General features: G+C 69.4%; 21 protein-coding genes and 1 tRNA gene. 14 read left to right on the forward strand and 8 right to left on the reverse strand.

Going from position 1 to position 22,595, the window contains the following annotated elements; all coding sequences use genetic code 11:
• Nucleotides 1–24 precede the first annotated feature (24 nt).
• The 6 genes from BR39_RS0109625 to tsaD form a co-directional block, all read right to left on the reverse strand.
• On the reverse strand, nt 25–807 hold the full coding sequence (locus tag BR39_RS0109625; protein WP_029910544.1) for a class I SAM-dependent methyltransferase: 783 nt from the start codon (nt 805–807) through the stop codon (nt 25–27).
• A 58-nt stretch (nt 808–865) separates the two neighbouring features.
• Complete coding sequence (locus tag BR39_RS0109630) at nt 866–1,366, reverse strand: hypothetical protein (RefSeq protein WP_029910547.1); 501 nt, start codon at nt 1,364–1,366, stop codon at nt 866–868.
• Nucleotides 1,367–1,427: 61 nt separating this feature from the next.
• Nucleotides 1,428–1,796, reverse strand: a complete 369-nt coding sequence (locus BR39_RS0109635) for a Rieske (2Fe-2S) protein (RefSeq protein WP_029910550.1) — start codon at nt 1,794–1,796, stop codon at nt 1,428–1,430.
• A gap of 152 nt (nt 1,797–1,948) precedes the next feature.
• Complete coding sequence (locus tag BR39_RS0109640) at nt 1,949–2,230, reverse strand: YciI family protein (protein WP_029910553.1); 282 nt, start codon at nt 2,228–2,230, stop codon at nt 1,949–1,951.
• 99 nt (nt 2,231–2,329) lie between these two features.
• Nucleotides 2,330–3,325 (reverse strand): NAD(P)H-dependent glycerol-3-phosphate dehydrogenase, encoded by a 996-nt coding sequence (locus BR39_RS0109645; RefSeq protein WP_029910555.1) that lies wholly within the window; start codon nt 3,323–3,325, stop codon nt 2,330–2,332.
• A complete protein-coding gene (gene tsaD / locus BR39_RS0109650) occupies nt 3,322–4,437 on the reverse strand; it encodes a tRNA (adenosine(37)-N6)-threonylcarbamoyltransferase complex transferase subunit TsaD (RefSeq protein WP_029910558.1) in 1,116 nt (371 codons plus the stop codon). Before tsaD ends, BR39_RS0109645 begins: the two co-directional genes overlap by 4 nt.
• Before the next feature lie 71 nt (nt 4,438–4,508).
• Here tsaD and hemC point away from each other — a divergent pair, with 71 nt between their 5' ends.
• From hemC to BR39_RS0109695, 9 genes are all read left to right on the forward strand, one after another.
• The gene (gene hemC, locus BR39_RS0109655) at nt 4,509–5,465 is read left to right on the forward strand and encodes a hydroxymethylbilane synthase (RefSeq protein WP_029910561.1); all 957 of its coding nucleotides are present in this window, start codon (nt 4,509–4,511) and stop codon (nt 5,463–5,465) included.
• 5 nt (nt 5,466–5,470) lie between these two features.
• Nucleotides 5,471–6,178 carry a uroporphyrinogen-III synthase gene (locus tag BR39_RS0109660; protein ID WP_029910564.1) on the forward strand — a complete coding sequence of 236 codons (708 nt, stop codon included), beginning with the start codon at nt 5,471–5,473 and terminating at the stop codon, nt 6,176–6,178.
• 43 nt (nt 6,179–6,221) lie between these two features.
• The gene (locus BR39_RS0109665) at nt 6,222–7,166 is read left to right on the forward strand and encodes a COG4223 family protein (RefSeq protein ID WP_029910567.1); all 945 of its coding nucleotides are present in this window, start codon (nt 6,222–6,224) and stop codon (nt 7,164–7,166) included.
• Nucleotides 7,163–8,722, forward strand: a complete 1,560-nt coding sequence (locus BR39_RS0109670) for a heme biosynthesis protein HemY (protein WP_029910570.1) — start codon at nt 7,163–7,165, stop codon at nt 8,720–8,722. The genes BR39_RS0109665 and BR39_RS0109670 overlap by 4 nt, the downstream gene beginning before the upstream one ends.
• A 95-nt stretch (nt 8,723–8,817) precedes the next feature.
• A tRNA-Thr gene (locus tag BR39_RS0109675) sits at nt 8,818–8,893 on the forward strand.
• Nucleotides 8,894–9,504: 611 nt separating this feature from the next.
• Nucleotides 9,505–9,975, forward strand: coding sequence for a hypothetical protein (locus BR39_RS0109680; protein ID WP_231499429.1), 471 nt, complete (start codon nt 9,505–9,507; stop codon nt 9,973–9,975).
• Nucleotides 9,976–10,058: 83 nt separating this feature from the next.
• Nucleotides 10,059–11,318: an outer membrane beta-barrel protein gene (locus tag BR39_RS0109685; RefSeq protein WP_029910575.1), complete on the forward strand. Its 1,260-nt coding sequence runs from the start codon at nt 10,059–10,061 to the stop codon at nt 11,316–11,318.
• A 40-nt stretch (nt 11,319–11,358) separates the two neighbouring features.
• Nucleotides 11,359–13,575: a GumC family protein gene (locus tag BR39_RS0109690; RefSeq protein WP_029910577.1), complete on the forward strand. Its 2,217-nt coding sequence runs from the start codon at nt 11,359–11,361 to the stop codon at nt 13,573–13,575.
• On the forward strand, nt 13,565–15,529 hold the full coding sequence (locus BR39_RS0109695; RefSeq protein ID WP_081916650.1) for an O-antigen ligase: 1,965 nt from the start codon (nt 13,565–13,567) through the stop codon (nt 15,527–15,529). Before BR39_RS0109690 ends, BR39_RS0109695 begins: the two co-directional genes overlap by 11 nt.
• A 90-nt stretch (nt 15,530–15,619) precedes the next feature.
• Here the strand turns inward: BR39_RS0109695 and BR39_RS0109700 are convergent, their stop codons facing one another.
• Nucleotides 15,620–16,273 (reverse strand): sugar transferase, encoded by a 654-nt coding sequence (locus tag BR39_RS0109700; RefSeq protein WP_081916652.1) that lies wholly within the window; start codon nt 16,271–16,273, stop codon nt 15,620–15,622.
• Between the two features lie 189 nt (nt 16,274–16,462).
• Here BR39_RS0109700 and BR39_RS26435 point away from each other — a divergent pair, with 189 nt between their 5' ends.
• Entirely contained in the window at nt 16,463–16,621 is a 159-nt protein-coding gene (locus BR39_RS26435; protein ID WP_156035672.1) for a hypothetical protein, read from the forward strand.
• A 196-nt stretch (nt 16,622–16,817) separates the two neighbouring features.
• Here the strand turns inward: BR39_RS26435 and BR39_RS0109710 are convergent, their stop codons facing one another.
• Nucleotides 16,818–17,546, reverse strand: a complete 729-nt coding sequence (locus tag BR39_RS0109710) for a transglutaminase-like cysteine peptidase (protein ID WP_231499430.1) — start codon at nt 17,544–17,546, stop codon at nt 16,818–16,820.
• A gap of 354 nt (nt 17,547–17,900) precedes the next feature.
• On the opposite strand from BR39_RS0109710, the gene BR39_RS0109715 reads away from it, so the two are divergent.
• The 4 genes from BR39_RS0109715 (at nt 17,901) to BR39_RS0109730 (ending at nt 22,474) form a co-directional block, all read left to right on the forward strand.
• Nucleotides 17,901–18,695: a metallophosphoesterase family protein gene (locus BR39_RS0109715; protein ID WP_029910588.1), complete on the forward strand. Its 795-nt coding sequence runs from the start codon at nt 17,901–17,903 to the stop codon at nt 18,693–18,695.
• A gap of 77 nt (nt 18,696–18,772) precedes the next feature.
• Nucleotides 18,773–19,357, forward strand: coding sequence for a polysaccharide biosynthesis/export family protein (locus BR39_RS0109720; RefSeq protein ID WP_029910590.1), 585 nt, complete (start codon nt 18,773–18,775; stop codon nt 19,355–19,357).
• Between the two features lie 547 nt (nt 19,358–19,904).
• Entirely contained in the window at nt 19,905–20,429 is a 525-nt protein-coding gene (locus BR39_RS0109725; protein WP_029910594.1) for a hypothetical protein, read from the forward strand.
• Nucleotides 20,430–20,455: 26 nt separating this feature from the next.
• Nucleotides 20,456–22,474, forward strand: a complete 2,019-nt coding sequence (locus tag BR39_RS0109730; RefSeq protein ID WP_051695370.1) for a TonB-dependent siderophore receptor — start codon at nt 20,456–20,458, stop codon at nt 22,472–22,474.
• Nucleotides 22,475–22,595 lie beyond the last annotated feature (121 nt).

Consider the following 22,595-nt stretch of genomic DNA (forward strand, 5'->3'; position numbering starts at 1 on the left):
GCATGCGCCTGTCCCCAATCGTATCTACCGCGGGATTTCCGCGATCTTCGTCAGCGCCACCTGGCGGTATACGGCGGTGATCTCGAAATAGCGGCCGAAGGCGTTGAAGAACTGGTCGGTGGCCTGCTTCACGCCCGGGCCGCCGATCTCGCTGATGTCGTGCCAGTAGTCGTCCAGCACCATCATGCCGCCCACGCTCAGAAGGCTGGCGCAGAAGCACAGGTCGATCAGCACGGCCAGGGCCGTGTGGCTGCCGTCGACATAGATCAGGTCGAACTGCTCGCCGGCGGCCAGCATCCTGGGCAGCTCGTAGGTCGAGAAGCCCTTGTGGGCCGTCATCGACCGGAAGCCGGTCTTGGCCATGTTGCGGCGGAAGCGCGGCTCGACCGCGTGGTACTTCTCTTCCGGGTTCAGGGCTTCGTCGAACCAGGGATCGATCACGGTCACGTCCAGGCGCCCGGGGATCAGCCAGTCCATGAAGGCCAGGTTGCGGCCCTCATAGGCCCCGATCTCCAGGTAGCGGATGGCCGCGTCGCCGCGCTTGGCCGCGAAGTCGCGCAGCAGCGGGGTCACGAACGGGATGTTGTTCGAGGCCCAGCCCGAGGTGAACTCGTAGCCGACCGTCTCGCTGTGGGCGTTGAAGGCCTCGACCACGGCGTGGTCGCGCTTGGCCAGCATCGTGCGGGCCAGGGTGGCGGCGAAGCGCGGGTTGATCTTGGTCAGCGAGCGCAGCTTGTCGCCGGCCCCGCGCGCGTCCTCGGCGTCGGTCAGGGCGGCGTCGAAATTCGGATTGGACCCGTCGGCCATGGCGCGGCTTCCCCGTTTGCGTCGGCGGGGACCGTAAGCCCAAGGGGTTAAGGAACGGTCAGGTGAAGCTGGCGATCGGCCGATTCTGCAGGGTGCTCCAGCCGGTGTGCAGCGAGCCCCTGCCCGGCGTGTTGTAGGTCCACAGCATCTCCGAGGGGGCTAGGGTCAGGCGCTCGACGGTCGAGCCGTCGGCCTGGCCCTGCAGCTGGATGTCGGCGATCACCGCGTCGCGCAGGGCGATGCTCAGCGCCAGGGCGCCGTTGCTCACCCGATGCAACCAGGTGGGACGGTCGTGACCTTCGCCCAGGGGTCTGGCCCGCAGGCAGAACTCGTAGAGTTTCACCGACAGGATATCGACCGGCTTGACCACGGTGAACGTCGTGGCCGGCGGCGCTGTCGCGGAGGCGGGGGCCTTCAGGTCCTGGCCGAAGGCGGTCAGCTGGACGCACAGGCTGGGATCGAAGCCGCCGATCACGGCGGCGGGCAGGCCGTCGATCCTGGGATTGGCCGGGGCGTAGACGATGTCCGGATCGCCCGGCTGCAGCAGAATGATGTCCATGGCGCGCCCCCTGTGGCGCGGACCCTAACCTTGGCCGCAGCGTTTGGCGACCGGCGTTCGCTCAGGCGGTGACGACGGCGCCGTCCACCATCCGCACCGGCCAGGGCGTCAGGGCGACGTCCTGGCAGGGACCGGCCACCATCGCCCCGTCCTCGATCCGGAACAGGGCCGCGTGGCCGGCGCAGAGGATCAGGTCGTTCTCGCGGGTCAGGAACCGCCCGTTCGGCCCGGCCAGCGGCCAGCCGGCGTGCGGGCAGCTATCGACATAGCCCACCACGGCCTCGCCGCGCCGGACGACGAAGCCGGCGAACACCGCGTCGTCGGCGCGGAAGCGAAAGCCCCGCGCGCCGGGCGAGGCGATCTCGTCCAGCGGGCACAGCACGGTCCCAGGCGCGGGGCGGGCCGGATTGTCGGGGTCGGTTCGTGACATGGGCTCGTTCAAGATTCCCCCACCCGTTGTCATCCCGGAAGCCCCGGAGGGGCTGTCCGGGACCCAGGGGACTGGGCGGAAGCGGTGCGGTTCACCTGGGTCCCGGACAACGCTTCGCGTTTCCGGGATGACAACCTTTATTGCCAGGGAAGTTAGACCGCGCCCACCGCCAGCCGCCACGGATTGATCGTGACGCTCTCGAAGATGTCGGCCTTGGTGTAGGGGTCGTTGTCGGCCTGGGCCTGGGCGGCCGAGATGTCGTCGGCCTCGACGATCAGGATCGAGCCCACCGGATTGCCGTCGTCGCCCAGCAGGGCGCCGGCCAGCTTCAGGACCTTGGACTGCGCCAGGTATTCCAGATGCTCGGGCCGGGTGGCCAGGCGGGTCTCGAGCGCGTCGGGCTTGTCCCGGCAGACGATGGCGAACAGCGGCATGGTGTTCCTTTCAGGATGGAGGTGGGGACACACACTCTCGCGTCTGTCCTTGCAAGATGATCGGGGATCGTGGGGTGAGTGTGTGTCCCCTGTGTCGTCCTAGGCTTCGGCCTTCAGCGGCCGCGACAGCAGGCCCAGGATGGCGCTGTCGACATCGACCTCGCCGGCCAGGATGGCGGCGACGGCCTCGCAGATCGGGGTTTCGACGCCCAGCTTGCGGGCCAGGGCGCGCACGGCGGGGGCCGAGGCGACGCCTTCGGCCACCGAGACCTTGCCGGCCAGGGCCTGTTCCAGGGTCTGGCCGGCGCCCAGGGCCAGGCCGACGCTCATGTTGCGCGACTGGCTGCTGGAGCAGGTCAGGACCAGGTCGCCCAGGCCGCACAGGCCCGCGACGGTCTCGGCCTTGCCGCCGGCCGCCACGGCCAGGCGGGTCAGCTCGGCGAAGCCGCGGGTGATCAGGGCGGCGTGGGCGTTGCGGCCCAGGCCCTTGCCCTCGGAGATGCCGCAGGCGATGGCCAGGACGTTCTTCACCGCCCCGCCGGCCTCGGCCCCGATCACGTCGGCGGCCCAGTAGGGACGGAAGGTCGGGATGGCGATCGCCTCGACGATCTGCTTGCCCAGCGTCTCGTCCTCGCAGGCCAGGGTGGCGGCGGCGGGCAGGCCCTTGGCCACCTCGGCGGCGAAGCTGGGCCCCGACAGCACGGCGATGGCCACGCCCGGCAGGGCCTCGGCCGCCACCTCGGTCATCAGCTTCAGCGAGCCCTGCTCGACGCCCTTGGAGCACAGCACCACCGGGACGCCGGGCTTCAGGTGCGGCTTCAGGGCGGCCATGGCCGAGCGCAGGTGCTGGGCCGGCGGCACGGCCAGGATCAGGTCGCAGTCGGCCAGGCCGGCCATGTCGGCCACGGCGGTCACCGACGGCTCGATGGCGATGCCGGGCAGGAAGACGCTGTTCTCGCGCCTCGTGTTGATCGCCTCGACCACCTCGGGCTCGCGCGCCTGGATCGAGACCTTCAGGCCGGCCCGGGCGGCGACCTGGGCCAGGGCCGTGCCCCAGGCTCCGGCGCCCACGACGCCGACGTGCTGAAAGGTCATGCCTTGGCTCCCTTGCGACCGAAACTGTTGCTCGGATTGGATAACGCCGCCGCCTCGTCCAACGGCCAACGCGGACGCGCCACGGCGTCCAGATCGTCGGAGATCCCGACCGCCAGCCGCTCGGCCCCGGCCAGGGCGATCATGGCGGCGTTGTCGGTGCAGTAGGCCAGGGGCGGGGCGTCGAAGGTGAAGCCGTTGTCGGCGCAGTTCTTCTGCAGGGCCGCGCGCACCGCGCCGTTGGCCGCCACCCCGCCGGCCACGACGAAGCGCAGGACCTGGCCCGGATAGCGCTCGGCATAGGCCTTCATCGCCCGGTCGGTGCGCTCGGACAGCTGGCGGGCGATGGCGAACTGGACCGAGGCGGCCAGGTCGGCGCGCTGCTGCTCGCCAGCCTGATCATCTGGGATCTTCTCGGCCAGCCGGGCGGCGGCGGTCTTCAGGCCCGAGAACGAGAAGTCGCAATCCTTGCGGCCCAGCAGGGCCCGGGGCAGGTCGAATTTGGAGGGATCGCCGGTCGCCGCCAGCTTCTCCAGGGCCGGGCCGCCGGGATAGGGCAGGCCCAGGCTCTTGGCGATCTTGTCGAAGGCCTCGCCGGCCGCGTCGTCGATCGTGGTGCCCAGGCGCGTGCAGGCGCCCACGCCCGCCACTTCCAGCAGCTGGCAGTGGCCGCCGGAGACCAGCAGCAGCAGGAATGGATAGTCGATCGACGCCCCCAGCCGGGCCGAGACCGCGTGGCCCTCCAGGTGGTTGACCGCCACCAGCGGCAGGTCGCGGGCCAGGGCCACGGCCTTGCCGAACGCCAGGCCCACCATCACCCCGCCCACCAGGCCCGGCCCGGCCGTGGCGGCCACGCCGTCCAGGGCGTCGAAGCCGATCCCGGCCGCGCGCATCGCCTCGGCCGCCACCGCGTCGATGGCCTCGACATGGGCGCGGGCGGCGATCTCGGGCACCACGCCGCCGAACGGGGCGTGCTGTTCGAACTGGGTGCCGACGATCGACGACAGCACCGTAACGCGGCCGTCTTCGTCCCGGCGCACGACGGACGCGGCGGTCTCGTCGCAGCTGGTTTCCAGTCCGAGTACGGTGAGGCCCATTTTCCTTAAGGGGGTCATTCGGTTGCGGGCGCTTCGCCGCTCCTGTAGCAGCGAAGGCGTCTTTCGATCTTGCAGGTAACGTTCGAACCTTGTCCCGGCAACCCATCCGTATCGGCGCGCGCGGCTCCAAGCTGTCGCTGGCCCAATCCGGCCTGATGCAGGCCCGCATCGCCAAGGCCCTGGGTTGGGACGGCGTGAGCGACATCGAGGCCTACGCCCAGCTGATCCCGATCGTCACCAGCGGCGACCGCATCCAGGACCGCCGCCTGATGGAGATCGGCGGCAAGGGCCTGTTCACCAAGGAAATCGAAGAGGCCCTGCTGGACGGCCGCATCGACTGCGCCATCCATTCGCTGAAGGACATGCCGGCCGAACTGCCGCCCGGCCTGGTGCTGGCCGCCACCCCGGAACGGGAAGACCCGCGGGACGCCTTCATCAGCCACGTGGCCGAGCGGCTGGAGGACCTGCCGAAGGGCGCGCGCCTGGGCACCGCCTCGCTCCGTCGACAGGCGCAAGCCCTGCACGTGCGCCCCGACCTGGACGTCGTGATGCTGCGCGGCAATGTCGACACGCGCCTGGCCAAGCTGGAGCGCGGCGAGGCCGACGCCATCCTGCTGGCCCAGTCGGGCCTGAACCGCCTGGGCCTGGGCCACCTGACCCGGAGCTGGCTCGACCCCCTGGCCGCCCCGCCCGCGCCGGGCCAGGGCGCCCTGGTCATCGAGACCCGGGCCGACGACGTCGACTTGCCGTGGCTGCAAGCGGTGCGCTGTCAGGCCACGACCCTGGCCGTCGCCGCCGAGCGCGGGGCGCTCTACGCCCTGGAAGGCTCATGCCGCACGGCGGTCGGCGCCCACGCCAGGCTGGACGGCCTGGCGCTGACCCTGATCGTCGAGGCCCTGACCCCGGACGGCGCCCTGCGCTTCCGTCGCGAGGGCTCGGTCGTGCTGTCCAGCGAGGACGCCGCCGACGAGGCCCGGGCCCTGGGCCTGGAGCTGGGCGCGGCCGTCCGCGCCGAGGGCGGTCCGGCCCTGATCCTCACGGACTAGGGCGCATGGTGATCGCCGCGCCGAGGATCTGGATCACCCGGGCCCTGCCGGGCGCGGAGGAGACGGCCGGGCGGCTTCGGGCCATGGCGCTGCCGGTGCTGGTCGATCCGTTGCTGGCGGTGGTTCCCCTATCGCCGTCGGTCGATCTGGACGGCGTGGCGGCCCTGGCCTTCACCAGCGTCAACGGCGTTGAAGCCTTCGCTCGCCTGAGCGCGGTCCGCGACCGTCCCGTCTTCGCGGTCGGCGAGCGCACCGCTCGCGCCGCGCGCGAGGCCGGCTTCGGCGAGGTGGCCTCGGCCGACGGCGACGTCGGGGCCCTGGCGGCCCTGATCACGGCGCGGGCGTCGGGGATCGGGGGCGAGGTGCTGGTTCCGGGAGCCTTGGAGCCGGCCGGCGACCTGATCACGCCGCTCGTGGCGGCGGGGCTGAAGGCCCGGCGCTTGGCGGTCTACGAGACGGTCGAGCGCGACCCGGCGCCGGAGACCCTGGACCAGCTGGGAAGCCTGGCGGCGGTGCTCCTGCATTCGCCCCGCGCGGCGGGCAAGCTGGCGCGGGTGCTGGAAGCGCGTCCCGCGCCCAGTCTTCGGGCGCTGTGCCTGTCGCCGTCCGTGGCCGCGCCGCTTGAGACGCTCGTGCAAACCGGGCGGCTGGACTCCGTGACGTCCGCGCCGCACCCGACCGAAACCGCGCTGCTGGACCTGCTGACGACCTAAGCTGAACATTGCGCGGCGCGGCGGCGTGGGGCACGAATGGCGCATGACGCTCGCGACCGATCCCGTTGAATCCGACGCCCCGCGCGACCCGGCGCTGTATGGGCGTCGCCGCCTCCTGGGGCCGGGCTTCTGGGCGCTGATCGCCTTCGGCCTGATCTGTGTCGCGGCCGGCGCCGCCCTGGCGCGATTCGGTCCGACCTGGTTCGCCGGCGCCAAGACGCCGCCCGCGGCCCAGCAGCCGGTCGCCGGCTTCGCCCCGCCCGCCCAGACCGGGCCGGGCCAGCCGTCCTACGGCGCGCCCAGCGTCGCGGCGGTCCCGCCGCCGGCGTCCGAGGACGTGGCCCAGCTGGAGGGGCGCGTGTCGGCCCTCGAGACGGGGCAGCAGCGGGCCCTCGACGCGGCCGGCGCGGCCCTGGCCGCCGCCACCCTGGCCGACGCCGCCCGCGGCGCGCGGCCCTTCACCGAGGAACTGGCCGGGATGGAGCGGGTCCTGCCCCTGTCGCCGGACCTGCGCGCCCTGGGGCGCCTGGCCCAGCAGGGCGCGCCCACCCGCGCGGGCCTGGCCGACGAGTTCGAGACCCTGGCCGGCCGCACCGCCGTCGCCGCCCGCGACCCCGGCCGCAACGCCGACTTCCTGGCCCGGCTGCGGCACGCCCTGTCCAGCGTCGTCTCGATCCGCCAGGTCGGCGCGACCCAGGGCAACAAGCCGGACGCCGTCCTGGCGCGGGCGCAGAAGCTGCTGAACGAGGGCGACATCGAAGGGGCGCTCAACACCCTGGAGAGCCTGCCCGTCCCGGCCCAGACCGTGCTGGCGACCTGGCGCGCCGCCGCCGAGCGCCGGATCGAGATCGACCGCCACATCGCCGCGATCCGCGCCGACGCCCTGGCCGGCCTGGTCCAGGCCAGCCACGCCCCGATGGCGCCCGCCCAGGTCCCGTCCTATTCGCCGCCGGTCGCCGTCCCGCCCCCCGCGCCGGTGGCTCCATGATCCGGGCGGCGTTCGTCTTCTTCGTGGTCGCCGCCATCGCGGTGGCGGTGGTGGCCCTGACCGGCGAGCCGGGCGCGGCCAGCCTCGACTGGATGGGCTGGCGCGTCGAGATGACGGCCGCGGCCGCCGCCCTGCTGACCCTGTTCACCGCCCTCCTGGCCACCATCCTGTGGCGCGGCCTGCTGTGGGTGGTCGAGGCGCCGCAGCGCGCCGCCCGCGCCCGGGCCGAGGCCAAGCGCAAGCAGGGCGTCGAGGCCCTGTCGCGCGGCTTCCTGGCCGTGGCGGCCGGCGACGGCTCCGAGGCGCGCCGCTTGGCCCAGAAGGCGTCCGAGCTGGCCGAGGACGCCCCGGCCCTGGTCCGCGTCCTGGCCGCCCAGGCCGCCGAGGCCGCCGGCGACCACGTCGCCGCGCGCCAGGCCTACAACGCCATGCTCGGCTTTCCCGAGATGCGCCTGGCCGGGCTGCGCGGCCTGATGCAGACCGCCCTGGCCGAGGGCGACAAGGCCCTGGCCCTGCGTCACGCCGAGACCGCCTACGGCCTGGCCAAGACCGCCCGCTGGGCCTGGCGCGCCCTGCTGGAGGCGCGGCTGGAGGCCGGCGACTGGACCGCCGCCCTGGAGCTGGTGCGCGGCGCCCTGGACCGCAAGATCGTGCCGCCGCTGGTGGCCGAGCGGGCCCGCGCGGCCCTGCTGGCCGCCTCGGCCGCCGACCTCGAGGATTCCGACGACCCCAAGGTCCTGGCCCAGGCCCTGGACTTCGCGACCCAGGCCGCCAGGCTCAAGCCCGAATTCGCGCCCGGCGTGGTGATGGCCGCCCGACTGCAGGCCGCCGACGGCAAGGCCGCCAAGGCCGGGACCCTGATCGAGACCGCCTGGAAGCAGGCCCCGCACCCGGCCCTGTGGCTGGCCTATCGCGACCTGAAGACCAGCGAGACCCCCAAGCTGCGCGCCGCCCGCCTGGCGTCCCTGGCCAATCTGAAGCCCGAGGCCCGCGAGAGCCGGCTGCTGAAGGTCGAGAGCGCCCTGATCGGCGGCGACCCGATCGCCGCCCGCGCCGCCGCCCGCCTGCTTCCCGAGGAAGAGCTGACCGCGCGGATCGCCGGCCTGATGGCCCGCGTCGCCTATGCCTGCGGCGAGGCCGACGAGGCCCGCGCCTGGGTGGCCCGGGGCGTGGCCGCCCCGCAGGAGCCCGACTGGTCGGACCTGGACCCCGAAGGCCGCGCCTTCGCCTACGCCCGCGACGACTGGGCCCGGCTGACCGTCAGCTACGCCGAGACCGGCGAACTGATCCATCCGCGGTTCGAGCGCCGCGAGCGCACGATGAGCGAGCTGCCGCAGCTGCCCTCGGCCTACGCCGAATCCACGCCGTTCGTCCGAGCGGCCGAGACCGGCGGAGCCCTGATGCCCATCCCCGACGACCCCGGGATCGGGCTGGGACTCGACCCCGCCGGCTTCGACGCGGCCCCGTCTCCGGAGCCCGAACAACCCGCTCCGGCGCCCCGTCGCAAAACGGGCGCACGCCGACGCTTGGCAAGCGGCCCTCGCGCCGCTAAATAGGCCCCTCCTCGCGCCGGGTCGGTGATTTGGCGCCGGGAACACCAGTGTCTTCCGGGCTTCCCGTCTTTCCGGGGAAGGGCCTGGAGACGAAGCGCGCCGCTTTAGCTCAGCTGGTAGAGCACCTCATTCGTAATGAGGGGGTCACAGGTTCGAGTCCTGTAAGCGGCACCACCTTCCCAAAGCTGTGTCGCCGCCGCCCATCCGCCTCGAAAAGCGGCGCTGGGCCTTGGGGATTGCGCCTTTTGTGGAAGGCGTCTCCCGATTTCACGGCCGGCTCGTGATCTGTTGCGGTTCTTCCAAGAAACGTTCAAAAGCTTCTGCTAGTGTGCAGTGCAGCAATCCCTCGCCTGACAGGTGAGCGCCAGGGGCACCTGACTTTCGGGTCGGGTGGCCGGATGCCTGGTTCTTATGGTCAAGCTAGCGGTGTCATCTTGGCATGTTGAGACAAACGACGCCGACATCCGTTGATGGACAGTGGAGAGTCATCGCTCTTCTGTACGAGGCAAAACGTCGGCAGATATGGTAAATTTCGCGCTGTATAATGCTTCAAGTTTAGTCTGACGTCGGTCTTTTGCCTTGGAATGCGTCAAAAAAGCATCGGATAGGCTGTTTCGCGCACCAAGATGCTTAACTGGTCGTAAATAGTGCTGGAGTGTTGGCCGTCACGGCACTATGGTCCGGCGAAATTCAATACCGAGAGGGGCTCCGCCATGTTCTCACGTAAATTTGGCGTTGTTGTAGCCGTAAATATCGCAATGGTTGTGTCCCCGGTGATCGGGGGCGTGGCTTTCGCGCAGGTCGCCAGCGTCGCGACGGCGCAGAGCCTGCAGGGCGTGATTTCCACCGCGGCCCGCACCGCGGCCGCCCAGAGCGGCTTCCAGGCCTTGGCCGCGGATGCGAAGACGGCGGCGATCGTGACTTCGGTCTCGAACGCCCTGTCGCTGAGCGGCGCGTCTTCGGAAGTAATCGCCGACGCGCTCATCCAGGCGGTCGCCGACGGCACCATCAGCGCCGGCGTGGCCCTTTCGGTCGCCGCCGCGGTCGCGCCGGACATGGCCGCCAAGATCGCCGCCGCGCCGGCGGTGGTCGCCCAACTGTCCAGGACCGGCCAATCGGCCACCGTCACGGCGTCGACCAACGCCGCCGGCGGCGTCAGCGTCCTGGTGGGTCTGACGGGCGCGGGCGGCGGTGGCGGCGGGACGGCCGCCTACGATCCGTGCGCCGGCGTCATCGCCGCGTATTGCGGCGGCTAACAACGGCGGTTCGAGCCGGGTCCGCGTGTGTTTGTTGCGGACCCTGAGGGCTTCGCCGACCGAAAAAGGTGGGGATTTAATCGATGAAACTTCTGACTTCCGCTGCCACGGCGGCGTTCTTCATGCTGGTCGTTCCGCATGTCGCGAGCGCCCAGGACCTGGGCTCGAACTTCAAGCGGGACCGCAACGTGACCGTCCGCGAGCGCCCACGCCCGGACTACGAAGCCAAGGGCATCAAGGCCGGCGGCTTCACGGTCTATCCGCGCGTGACCGGCAGCGTCGAGCGCAACGACAACATCTACGCCACGGCGATCGCCGAGCAGGACGACACCATCTGGCGCGTGAAGCCGGAAGTGGCCATCCGTTCGGACTGGTCGCGCCACGCCCTGGGCGCGTTCGCCTCGGCCACGATCAATCGCTATTCCGACTTCGACACTGAAAACACCGAGGAATACACGGTGGGCGTCAACGGTCGCGCGGACATCACGCGCGGGTCGAACGTCACCGGCTCGCTGCAATATCAGAAGCGGACCGAGCCCCGGACCTCGCCGACCTCGCCCCTCGCCGCCGCGACGCCGGTCGAATACAGCCTGGTCACCGGCAGCGTGATCGGCGTCAAGGAATTCAACCGCATCCGCCTGACCGGCCGCCTGACCGACCGGAACTACAACTACGACGACGTGCGCAACATCGCCGGCGGCGTGCTGGACCAGGACGCGCGCGACCGTAACGAAATCTACTACGGCCTGAAGGCGGAATACGCCGTCAGCCCCGACACCGCGCTGTTCGGCTCGATCGTCGGCAACACCAAGAACTACGACCTGGCCACGTCGGGCCGGGATTCGGACGGCTACTCGGCCACCGTCGGCGCCAACTTCGAACTCTCCAGCCTGGTGCGCGGGGAAATCGAGATCGGCTACATGGACCAGAGCTACGACCTGCCGATCTACGACGACATCGACGGCGTCAGCGCCAAGGCCGAGGTCGAGTGGTTCCCCACCCAGCTGACCACGGTCACCTTCGACGGTTCGCGGACCATCGAGGAAGCGGTCGCGACGGGGTCGCAGGGCTACATCTCGAACAACGTCTCGGCCTCGGTCGATCACGAGCTGCTGCGTAATGTTCTGCTGTCGGCGGAAGCCAGCTACGGCAAGGACGACTATCAGTCGATCGATCGTAACGACAAGCGCACCGGCGCCAGCGCCGGCGTGACTTATCTGATCAATCGCAATGTCGGCGTTTTCCTTACGTACACCTATCTGAAGCAAGAGTCGTCCGGCGGACAACGGGGGTCGTCCTTCTCGGACAACAAGTTGGCGGCCTCAATCGCGCTGCAGTTCTGAAATACGTCTCCCGTAGCGGAGACGCCTGTCGAGAGTATCCATGGACGGTTCAGCCTTCGAGACCCGCAGCGCTCCGGCGCCAGAAGCGGAGACCGCGTCGTTTGATCTGAATGTCCTGATCGCGACGTTCCGTAGGCGGCTTCGTCTCTTCGCGGCGGTGGCGCTGGTCGTCGTCGTCGCGGTGATGCTCTACACGCTGCAGGAGACGCCCCGCTACACGGCGACGGCGCAGGTCATGCTGGACGTGCGGACCGAACAGGTCACCGACATGAGCGCGGTCCTGTCCGGTCTGCCGGCCGACTCCTCGGTGGTCGACACCGAGGTCGAGGTCCTGCGGTCCCGGTCGCTGGCCGCCCGCGTGGTCAAGCAGCTGCACCTCGACGAGGATCCGTATTTCAATCCCTACGCCCCGGGCGCCCGCGGCGGTCGCTCGCTGCTGCCGTTCCTGAAGAAGGCGGCGGCGCCGAGCGCCCAGGTCTCGCCGATCGAGCAGCAGCGCCGGGCCGAGATGGTGGTCGACAACGTCCTGCAGGGCCTGAAGGTCCGCCGGTCGGGCCTGACCTACCTGATCGTCATCGACTACACCCACCCCGACGCGGCCCAGGCGGCCAAGCTGGCCAACGCCTTCGCCGACCTCTACCTGACCGAACAGCTCGAAGCGAAGTTCGACGCGACCAAGAGCGCCAACGAGTGGCTCGACGGCCGCGTGGCCGAGCTGCGCGACCAGCTGCAGGAGGCCGAGGCGGCCGTCCAGCAGTACAAGATCGCCAACAACCTGCTGAGCGCCGAGGGCGCGACCCTGACCGAGCAGGAGATCTCGGGCCTCAACACCCAGCTCGCGACCGCTCGCGCCGAACAGGCCGAAACCGACGCGCGCCTGGCCACGGCCCGCAACCAGCTGGCCCGCGGCAGCAACGGCGAGGATGTTGGCGAAGCCCTGACCTCGCCCGTCGTCCAGCAGCTGCGCAAGCAGCGCGCCGAGAAGAGCGCCGAAGTCGCCGACCTCGCCGGCCGCTACGGCGACCGCCACCCCGACCTGCTGAAGGCCAAGCGCGAGCTGGCCGACATCGACAGCCAGATCCAGGCCGAGATCGGGCGGATCATCTCCGCCCTGGAAGCCAAGGCCCAGGTCTCGCGTCAGCGCACGAACTCGATGGCCGGCAGCGTCGCCTCCTCGCGCGGCGCCCTGGCCGGCAACAACCGCGCCAGCATCCGCCTGGGCGAGCTGCAGCGGAAGGCCGACTCGGTCCGCACGCTGTACGAGACCCTGCTGGCCCGCTTCAAGCAGACCTCGACCAACCAGGGCATCGAGCAGGCCGACGCCCGCGTCGTGTCGAAGGCCAAGATCCCGACCCGGCCCAGCTATCCCAAACCCTCGCTCAACCTCGCCCTGGGCATGATCATGGCCCTGGGCGCCGGCGCCGTCGCGGTCGTCCTGGCCGAGGTCCTGGTGGCCGGCCTGTTCACCGAGGACGAGGTCGAACGCCGACTGGGCCTGCCCTATCTGGGCTCGGTGCCGCTGCTGAGCTCGGCGGCCGAGGCCAAGATCTCGCGCACGACCAGCCCGGCCGACTACCTCCTGGCCAAGCCGCTCTCCAGCTTCGCGGAAAGCTTCCGCAAGCTGCGCGCCGCGATCCTGTTCTCGAAGGTCGGCGAGCCGACCAAGGTCATCGCCATCACCTCGTCCCTGCCGGGCGAAGGCAAGACCACGACCACCTTCTCGCTGGCCCGGACCCTGGCCAGCGCCGGCTCCAACGTCGTCATCGTCGATTGCGACCTGCGGCAGAGCGCCATCAACCGCTTCCTGAAGGCGCCGCCCTCCGTGGGCCTGCTGGAAGTGCTCAACGGCGTGGCGACCCTCGACCAGGCGCTGATCGACGACGCCAGCGGCGCCAAGATCCTGCCCTTGGCCAAGGCCGCCTACACGCCGCGCGACGTGTTCGGCTCGCCCGCCATGCACCGCCTGCTGGCCGAGCTGCGCAGCCGCTTCGACCTGGTGCTGCTGGACACCGCGCCGCTGCTCGCCATCGCCGACACCCGGGTGCTGGCGCCGTCGGCGGACGCCGTGGTGATGCTGGCGCGCTGGAAGAAGACCCCGGTCAAGGCCATCCTGTCGGCCCTGTCCCTGCTGAAGGGCCGCGGGATCTTCGTGGCCGGCGTGGCCCTGACCCAGGTCGATCTGAAGGCCCAGAGCCGCTACGGCTACGGCGACGCGAACTACTATTACAAGAGCTATCGCAAATACTATGCCGAGTGACGTCGCCGGCCGCGCGGTCTCCAAAGGCCGCGCGGCCCGTCGTCCTCGCAAGCTGATCCCGTCCGAACGGGCGGCGATCGTCGGCCTGCTGGCGGTCGTCTTCCTGGCGGTGCTGGCGTTCGGCGCCAGCGACGTCGCCACCGCCGCGGTGTTTTCCGGAGTCTACGCCCTGTTCCTGCTGGGCCTGGTGGCCCTCTGCGGCTGGGCCCGGCGCGACGTGGGGCGGCTGGCGGGCCTGCGGATCCAGGCGTCGCTGTTCCTGGTCCTGCTCCTCGCAGTCCTCTGGCCGCTGACCCCCTGGGGACCGGGCGGGCCGCACCCGGTGTGGCGCTACCTCGCGCCGAGCGGCGGCAGCCTGACGATCGACCGCTCGGCGGTCCTGCTCAACATCCTCCAGTTCCTGGGCCTGGCCTGCCTGTTCCTGGCGGCCCGGATCATCGGCAGCTCCGAGCCGAGAGGCCGCTGGTTCTTCCGGATCGCGGTGCTGGTGATCGGCGCCTACGGGGCCATGGCCTTCGTCGACTATGTGGCCCAGCGCGGCGCGCCCCGACTGACGGCGACCCTGCTCAGCCCAAACACGGCCGCGACGGTGTTCGGCGGCGGCCTGCTGCTGGCCCTCGCCGCCCTGGGCAACCGGCTGCGCCGGCTTTCGGGGCTGTCGGCCCTGATGCGCGGCGACATCGAGGCGACGGCCAGCCTCGCCGCCGCGGCGGTGATGGCCACGGCCCTGCTGCTGACGGCGTCGCGGGCCGGCGCGGCCGCGACCCTGGTGGCGGTCGCGCTGTTCCTGGTTTGGGAAGCCATCGCCCAGCGGCAGAAGCTAAAGGTCGCCAGCCTGCTCGGCGGGCTGGCCCTGGTCCTGTTCGTGGCGGGCCTGGCCCTGCGCAGCTTCAACCCGTTGGCCGACCGCCTGGAACTCGCCAACGGCGACGTCGCCGTGCGGGCGGCGATCTTCGCGCCCCACTACGAGGCCTTCCTCTCCAGCCCGTGGTTCGGCTTCGGCCTGGGCAGCTTCGTCAGCATCAACCAGCTGATCACCACCAGCGCCTCGTTGCCGACCCTGTTCAACGTCCGGGCGACGCATAACCTCTATCTGCAATGGCTGGAGGAGGGCGGCGTCGTCGGCTCCCTGGCCATGCTGGCGCTGTTCGTCGCGATCGTCGCGCCCGTCGTGAAGCGCGGCCTGCAGCCCGGCGCGGTCGGCGCCTGGTCGCGCGCCGTCGTCTGCGGGGCGGTGCTGTTCCTGCTGCACGGGATCACCGACTTCGCCCTGCAGGTCCCGGCGGTCCAGGCCCTGGCGGCCATGGTCCTGGGCGTCGCCGTGTCGCTGGGCGCCGGCCGTACGCCCGGGTCTTCCCAAGCGACACGGCCCTGGCCGACCTGGGGAGCCCAGGCCCTGGCCGGCGGCGTCGGCCTGGCCGCGCTCCTGACGGCGCCGCCCCTGCTGGCGGCCAAGCTGGGCGGGGACCTGTCGGCCTGGCCGACCGCGCCCGCCGAGGCCCTGGCGGCCGGCATCGAACGCGGCCTGGCCCAGTCCCCCTCGCCGGCGCGGCTGACGGCGCTGAAGCGTCTGAGCGATCGCGAACTGGACCTGCGGCCGGCCTCGGGCTCGGCCTGGCTGCGCCTGGCGGCGATCGAGGCCGCCCGGGGCGACCAGGCGGCGTCGAACCTGGCGCTGGAACGCTCCTTCGCCGTCGCGCCGCTGCAGAGCAGCCTGTTCACGCGCCGCGCGGTGTTCGCCTACGAGCACTGGGACGTGCTCAGCCAGTCCGCGCGCGAACAGACGGTCTATCAGCTGCGGGCGGAATGGATGCGGGTGCCCTACGCCAAGCCCCTGATCCAGATGGCCAACCAGTTGCGCAATCCCGCCGGCCGCGTCGGCCTGGCCCTGCAGATCGCGGTCCTGCGGATGCAGCATCCGCCGCCGCCGCCGAAGGCGCGGGTTTCGAACTAGAGGATCGCGGAAGGTCGGCGCTCAGGCGGCCGAAGGCCTCGTCCGTGGACGGCGCGACGCGGGCGCGAGCCCTGCGCCGCGCGTGACGCCTCAGTAGGCGTTTTCGGCCAGCAGGAGGTGGGGGATGGTCATCAGCATGATCCGGATGTCGGACATCAGGGTCCAGCTGTCGATGTAGTCGATGTCCGACTTCACCCGGTTGGCCATGTCCTCGATGTCGTTCGTGGCGCCTCGCAGGCCGCGGATCTGGGCCAGGCCGGTCAGGCCGGGACGGGCCTGGAAGCGCAGGTTGTAGGTGGGGATCAGCGTCTCGTAATATCGGTCGTGCGCCTGGGCGTGCGGCCGCGGTCCGACCAGCGACATGTCGCCCTTCAGGACGTTGAGCAGCTGCGGCAGCTCGTCGACGCTGGACGAGCGCACGAGCTTGCCGATGAAGGTGATGCGATCGTCCTGGCGCTGGGCCTGGACCACCTTGTCGCCGTTCTCTTCGCAGCGCATCGAGCGCAGCTTGTAGATGGTGAAGGTGCGACCGTTCAGTCCGCCGCGGGTCTGCCGGAAAAGGGCGGGCCCGGGGGACTCAAGCTTGATCATCGCCGCGACGATCAACAGCAGCGGCGCGAAGAAGATGAGCAGCAAGCCCGCGACCAGAATATCGAAGCACCGCTTAAAAGGGTCCGTGGCCACCGGAGGAGCCATATCAACGCCGTCTCGCTGCAACGCTTCTGTATTAAAACTTCCGGTCATTAATCGATCTCCCGGACGCCGTGTCGATCCTGAAGCTAGCCAACGCCGTATCCCTACCGCACCGCAGCGACATCGTCGCTCATAAACTGGAGCTTAACCATAAAATATAATAAAGATGCGTAAGGGATGTTCGTTCACGGCCTCTTAGCCAGCCTTCTGTAGGGTCAGTGCTAAGAGGAGCATCCACCAATGCCGACGATCGTGGCTGATATCGATATCCGTTCGAGCTCTACGCTGGGCGCGGCCAAGTCGCGCCGGCTTCCGCGTCTGATCGGTCTGGGCGCGGCCGCCCTGGTCAGCCTGGCGCTGTGGTGCGGTCTCTTCGCGATCATCGGCGCGCTGCGCTAGCACGCCGCGCGACCCTCGCGGGTCCTTCGCACAATCAACCTAATTCGAACGCGTCGACGAATCCGTCGGCGCGTTTTTCGTATGCGGCGGTCGCCGCGCCGCGACTCCGGTCGAAACGCGAAACGCCGGCCACGAGGGCCGGCGTCTCCAAGTCATCGTTCGTGCTCGCGCGCGAGGCGCCGGTGGCGGACGAGGATCAGCTGATCGACACCCAGTCGGAACCGCCGGCGGTCTGACGTTCCACCCAGCGATAGTTCAGGTCCTGCCAGGGCGTGGCCCAGGGCGTCAGGTTGTCCAGCACCATGTCGCCGCTCTCCATGGCGACGATCAGCACCGCGTGGCTCTCGCCGCGCGCCGTGACGGCGACGGCCATGGACAGCGACTGGGCCGGCACGCCCGCGGCGATCAGCCGGCGGCGCTTCTCCAGGGCGTAGTCCTCGCAGTCGCCGTACATCTTGCCGTCGATGACCCGGGGCAGGGACCAGTATTCCAGCAGGCCGTAGAGATCGAAGTCGTCGGCCTTCTGGACGTCCTTGTTCACTTCGCGATTTATGATGTTGATCAGGCGAAGCTTGTCCTTGGCCACCAGGCGCGGGCCCGAGGCCTCGGCCAGGGCGACCGGGGCCGTGGCCGGGGCGGCGGGGCGCATCTCGCCGGCCGCCACGAAATCGGCGTCGATCGCGGGGCGATAGGCCGCCAGTTCGCTGAAGGCGAACAGGGCGGGCGCATCCGCGTCGGTTTCCGCCGTGGCTTCGGCCCCGTGCGGGACGCCGCCGCGCCAGCCGCCCAGCGACGAGGTCGCCAGGATCGTCGAGGACGCGAGGGCGGCCGTCTCCTGGGCGCCGGCCGGACCGCACGCGGCGCTGTCGCGTCGGCACAGGTCGAGGAAGCCGGGCGGCGCCGACACGGCGGCCCCCTGAGGCATGAAGGACCGCGAGCCGGCATGAGCCATGCCGGTCGCCAAGACCGCCGCGCTCAAACTCGCGTACTTAACAAGATGTCGCAGCTTCACAACGACCCCCGACAGAAGAATTGCGGGGGTTAATTTGGCTCTAAACTATAAATTAGCGCCGAAATAACTCAGTTGTTTCCCTTTAAACACTTTTGGTAATCTTGAAATTAACAATAATGAATCAATAAATCGCGTGGTTAAACTTCCGTAAAATAGGTCAATAAATCTCGCGTTAATTTGCGCTGTCGGTGGTTGAAGGGTCGGGGCGTGTGGGGCAAGTTGCCGCCGATGATCGCCCGTGACCGCCGGGCGGCGAGTGATCCGGCAATGCCCTTCAAGTTCTTCTCCTCGAAAACGCAGTCGAAGCCTTCGGCGCCCTCCACCGGAGGGCGGCTCGTCTATGCGATCGGGGACGTGCACGGTCACCTGGACCTGCTGGACCAGCTGCTCGACCTGATCGTGCAGGACGCCGCCGCTTCGGGGCGGGACCAGGTCCCGGTGCTGATCCTGGTGGGCGACTATGTCGACCGGGGGCCGGAGTCGCGCGGCGTGATCGATCGCCTGATCGCCCTGGGCGAGGCGGCGGCGAATCTGGGGCGGTTCGAGGCGCGCTTCCTGCTGGGCAATCACGAGCAGACCCTGCTGGCCTTCCTGGAGAGCCCGGAGGGCGGCCCCGCCTGGGCGGAATTCGGCGGCGGCGAGACCCTGGCCTCCTACGGCGTCGCCCCGCCGCCGGGGCGTGGGGACCCCGAGAGCTGGAAGGCCGTCCAGGCCGAGTTCCGCGGCAAGTTCCCGCCGCAGCACGAGGCCTTCCTGCGCCGCCTGGAGCTGTCGGCCCGCTACGGCGACTATCTGTTCGTCCACGCCGGCGTCCGGCCGGGCGTGCCGATCGAGCAGCAGGATCCCGAGGACCTGGTCTGGATCCGGGGGGATTTCCTCTCCGAACCGCACCGGCTGGGCTGCGTGGTCGTGCACGGCCACACGCCGAGCGAGACGCCATTTTTAGGCCCGGATCGCATCAATATTGACACGGGCGCCTACGCGACCGGCGTGCTGACGGCCGTCAAGCTTTCCGGCGAGGCGCCCGTTATTCTTAATGCACGAAAGATCCGCCGCCCTTAAATCGCCGACCTTGTCCTGACCAAGTGTACGTGCGATGAGGCCATTCGAGGGACTTGTATGTTCAGAGACTCGACCAAATGAAAATTGTGCGACTGATCGCCAACAGCGCTCTGGTTTTACTCGCCAGTATTCTGGTCTCGATGCCGACGCTTGCTCTGGCGCAAACCGCGACGCCGCCCGGCGCCGTCATTGACGCCAGCGTCGTGGACTACAAGCTGGGCTCGGGCGACAAGATCCGGGTCACCGTCTACGGCGAGCCGTCCCTGTCGGGCGAGTTCTTCGTCAGCGGAAGCGGCATGACCTCGCTGCCGCTGATCGGCGACGTCAAGGCCGTGGGCCTGACCGTTCGCGAGTTCCAGGACGCGGTCCAGAAGGCCCTGAGCGACGGCTACCTGCGCGAGCCGCGGGTGAGCGCCGAGGTGCTGAACTTCCGGCCGTTCTACATCCTCGGCGAGGTGATGAAGCCGGGCACCTATCCCTACACCTCGGGGCTGACGGTGCTGAATGCGGTGGCGACCGCCGGCGGCTACACCTACCGGGCCGAGAAGAAGCAGGTCTTCATCAAGCACGACGGCCAGACGACCGAGACCAAGATGCCGCTGGAGCCGTCGACCACGGTGGCCCCGGGCGACACGATCCGCATCGGCGAACGCTTCTTCTAGGATCGGATTTCGGTCCAGTACTTCATTCGGGCGCTTCCGCGATCGCGGGAGCGCCCGATGTCGTTTTGGGGCGTGGGCGGATTCGGAACGTCCGCCCGGCGTGGCTTCCCCCAGATTGTCCAGGCCCGGATGCAACCTCGCGACGTTGCGACCCAGCGTCGCGCCGCCTGGTTTCGCCGCGCTGCGACAAAATGTCCGTTGGCGGAGGATTGGACGGCCCCGCTTGGCTCGGCTTCAGAATTTGAAGTCCGCGGAACGTGTCATTTCATCAGAAACCAAAGTCCATGACGGGGGTGATCGCCTTCTCTTTAACTGTTGAAGAACATGTTGCATCGCGATGCGATGCAATTAAATGCGTACTTCCCGAGTGATGTGATCTTCTATACAAGATATATCTTGGTTGTATTGCAGTAATTGCGCCTTTGTCGGCTACATTACATAAGAATATATCGACGTTATCCGATTTCCGGTTATGGCCTTGTTTACGCCTCCCGCGACATCAGCCCCCTCATGAAGCCCGGAAGAATTTCGGGCAGGGGATACAAGAATGTCGAAAAGAAACACTCGGGGCGTTGTCGCGCTCTGTGCACTGGCCCTCGCCGCCGCGCCGCTGAGCGTGGCCCACGCCGACGCCGCCAAGGACGTGCAGGTCGCCGGCCGAGCCCTGACCTTCCTCGAGAACGGCCCGACCGGCAAAGCCGTGCTGGGCGTCGTGTTCGATCCGTCCAAGCCCGCCTCGGTCGCCGAGAAGAACGCCGTGATGGCCGCCATCGGCGGCGGCATGAGCGCCGGCGCCGTGACCCTGACCGCCAAGCCGGTCGAAGCCTCGGCTGTCCCGGGCGTCAGCGGCGTCGCCGCCCTCTACGTCACCACCGGCGTCAACGTCGGCGCGGCCGCCAAGGCCAAGAAGATCATCACCATCGGCTCGGATACCTCGTGCGCCACCAGCGGCGCCTGCGTGATGAGCGTGTCGGCCGACCCGAAGGTCGAGATCGTCGTCAACCGCGCGGCCGCCGCCGCCGTGGGCGCGGTCTTCAAGGCCGCCTTCCGCATGATGATCCGCGAAGTCTGATCCCGTCCGAGCCCAGAGAACCAATCATGAAAAAGACCCTCCTGGCCGGCGTTTCGGCTACCTTCATCCTCTCCATGGCCGCCACGGCCGCCCACGCCCAGTCGATCGACTACGGCGCGATGGAGCAACTGTTCAACGAGCCGGTCACCACCAGCGCCACGGGCTCGCCCCAGCGCTCGACCGAAGTGCCGGTCGCGATGGAGATCATCTCCGCCGACGACATCAAGCGCTCGGGCGCCGTCGACCTGCCGACCATCCTCAGCCGCGTGGCCGGCCTGGACGTGCTGAACTGGGGCGCCGGCGCCTCGGACGTCAGCGTCCGCGGCTATGACCAGGCGATGTCTCCGCGCCTGCTGGTCCTGATCAACGGCCGCCAGGTCTATCTGGACCACTACGGCTACACCGCCTGGGCCACCCTGCCGGTGCAGCTGTCGGAAATCCGCCAGATCGAAGTCGTCAAGGGCCCCAACAGCGCCCTGTTCGGCTTCAACGCCGTGGGCGGCGTGGTCAACATCATCACCCAGAACCCGAAGTTCGACAGCGCAGGCTCGATCAACCTGACGGGCGGCACGAACGGCTACGGCGAACTGTCGGTGGTCAAGTCGGTGAAGCTGGGCGACCGCTTCTTCGCCCGCCTGTCGGCCGGCACGGCCCAGATGGACGAGTACGGCCGAGCCGGCTCGACCGTCCTGGCCAGCCAAGTGACCGATCCCGCCCGGGTCTCGGCCAACCTCGACACCATCACCCAGCTGACCGAGAAGACCGAACTGCGGGTCGAAGGCTCGTGGTCGAACGTCCAGGTCAGCGAGGCGGTCTCCAACTACAGCTACTCGCCCAGCAAGTACGTCACGACCTCGGTCAAGGCGACCCTGGCGTCCGACACCAAGCTGGGCCTGCTGCAGGCCTCGGCCTACGAGACCAACCTGACCGCCAAGCAACTGGTCGCCAGCCAGCAGGCGCGCTTCGAGAACAAGCTGGACGTCGTCAGCGTCCAGGACCTGTTCAAGATCGGCGCGCAGCACACCTTCCGCATCGGCGGCGAATACCGCAAGAACGAGGTCAACACCGCCCCGCTGGCCGGCGGCCAGCTGAGCTACGAGGTCGTCTCGGTCTCGGGCATGTGGAACTGGGCGATCAGCGACAAGCTGGCCGTCACCGCCGCCGGCCGCTACGACGACCTCTCGCTGTCGCGTGAAGGCACGTTCCCGGCCGGCTATCCGGCCGTGACCAACGCCTACTGGGACCGCTCGATCAAGAAGGCGTCCTACAACTTCGGCGCCGTCTATCGTCCGACCCAGGCCGACACCTTCAAGCTCACCGCCGCGCGCGGCGTACAGGTTCCGACCCTGGTCGACCTGGGCGCGGTGCAGCTGCGCGCCACGGCCGGCCCGTACACCGTCGGCGTGATCGGCAACCCGACCCTGGCGCCGTCGATCGTGACCAACTACGAGATCGGTTACGAGCGTCCGCTGCCGGGCCTGGACGCCAAGGCCGGCGTCAGCGTCTTCCGCCAGAAGACCGAGGACGTGAAGGGTCAGCCCACCTCGGGCCAGATCGACGTCATGCCGACCGCGCCGGGCGTCCTGCCGCTGCTCAGCTATCGCAACATCGGCGACAGCAAGATGTGGGGCGTGGAACTGACGGCCTCGGGCAAGATCGAGGGCGGCTTCCACTGGAGCGGCGACTGGACCTTCACCGACGTCGACGACGAGGCCGCCGCCGGCTTCTCGCCGCAGGTCCGCCTGGCCGCCTTCTCGGCCACCACGCCGGAAACCCGCGCCAACGTCTCGTTCGGCTGGGCCAACGCCCAGTGGGCCGCCGACGGCTTCTTCCACTACACCGGCGACCACAAGGCCTATCTGTCGACCGGCGCGCTGGTCAGCGTTGAGGACTACGTGACCCTGGGCGGCCGCGTGGCCCGCACCTTCGACCACGGGATCACCCTGGCGGTCAGCGGCCAGAACCTGACCGACGGCCATCAGCGCCAGACGGCGGGCCTGGAAGTCGAGCGTCGCGCCTTCGTGACCCTCAGCAAGGCCTGGTAAGCGTCTCGCTCACCGGAAACGAGGAGGGCCCCGTCGCAGGACGGGGCCTTTTTTGTTTGGGCCCGGCCCGCAAGGGGCGAGGGCGCGGCCTTTCGCCTCTTGCGGGCGGCGTCAGGAAGCG

This window comes from Caulobacter sp. UNC358MFTsu5.1 (assembly GCF_000712075.1).
In the GTDB taxonomy this organism is placed as follows: Bacteria; Pseudomonadota; Alphaproteobacteria; order Caulobacterales; family Caulobacteraceae; genus Caulobacter.

Coding starts and splice junctions, on each gene's coding strand:
- BR39_RS0109625 (WP_029910544.1), bottom strand. CDS start 807: ATGGCCGACGGGTCCAATCCGAATTTCGACGCCGCCCTGACCGACGCC.
- BR39_RS0109630 (WP_029910547.1), bottom strand. CDS start 1,366: ATGGACATCATTCTGCTGCAGCCGGGCGATCCGGACATCGTCTACGCC.
- BR39_RS0109635 (WP_029910550.1), bottom strand. CDS start 1,796: ATGTCACGAACCGACCCCGACAATCCGGCCCGCCCCGCGCCTGGGACC.
- BR39_RS0109640 (WP_029910553.1), bottom strand. CDS start 2,230: ATGCCGCTGTTCGCCATCGTCTGCCGGGACAAGCCCGACGCGCTCGAG.
- BR39_RS0109645 (WP_029910555.1), bottom strand. CDS start 3,325: ATGACCTTTCAGCACGTCGGCGTCGTGGGCGCCGGAGCCTGGGGCACG.
- tsaD (WP_029910558.1), bottom strand. CDS start 4,437: ATGACCCCCTTAAGGAAAATGGGCCTCACCGTACTCGGACTGGAAACC.
- BR39_RS0109660 (WP_029910564.1), top strand. CDS start 5,471: ATGGTGATCGCCGCGCCGAGGATCTGGATCACCCGGGCCCTGCCGGGC.
- BR39_RS0109665 (WP_029910567.1), top strand. CDS start 6,222: ATGACGCTCGCGACCGATCCCGTTGAATCCGACGCCCCGCGCGACCCG.
- BR39_RS0109670 (WP_029910570.1), top strand. CDS start 7,163: ATGATCCGGGCGGCGTTCGTCTTCTTCGTGGTCGCCGCCATCGCGGTG.
- BR39_RS0109685 (WP_029910575.1), top strand. CDS start 10,059: ATGAAACTTCTGACTTCCGCTGCCACGGCGGCGTTCTTCATGCTGGTC.
- BR39_RS0109690 (WP_029910577.1), top strand. CDS start 11,359: ATGGACGGTTCAGCCTTCGAGACCCGCAGCGCTCCGGCGCCAGAAGCG.
- BR39_RS0109695 (WP_081916650.1), top strand. CDS start 13,565: ATGCCGAGTGACGTCGCCGGCCGCGCGGTCTCCAAAGGCCGCGCGGCC.
- BR39_RS0109700 (WP_081916652.1), bottom strand. CDS start 16,273: ATGACCGGAAGTTTTAATACAGAAGCGTTGCAGCGAGACGGCGTTGAT.
- BR39_RS26435 (WP_156035672.1), top strand. CDS start 16,463: ATGCCGACGATCGTGGCTGATATCGATATCCGTTCGAGCTCTACGCTG.
- BR39_RS0109710 (WP_231499430.1), bottom strand. CDS start 17,546: ATGCCTCAGGGGGCCGCCGTGTCGGCGCCGCCCGGCTTCCTCGACCTG.
- BR39_RS0109715 (WP_029910588.1), top strand. CDS start 17,901: ATGCCCTTCAAGTTCTTCTCCTCGAAAACGCAGTCGAAGCCTTCGGCG.
- BR39_RS0109720 (WP_029910590.1), top strand. CDS start 18,773: ATGAAAATTGTGCGACTGATCGCCAACAGCGCTCTGGTTTTACTCGCC.
- BR39_RS0109725 (WP_029910594.1), top strand. CDS start 19,905: ATGTCGAAAAGAAACACTCGGGGCGTTGTCGCGCTCTGTGCACTGGCC.
- BR39_RS0109730 (WP_051695370.1), top strand. CDS start 20,456: ATGAAAAAGACCCTCCTGGCCGGCGTTTCGGCTACCTTCATCCTCTCC.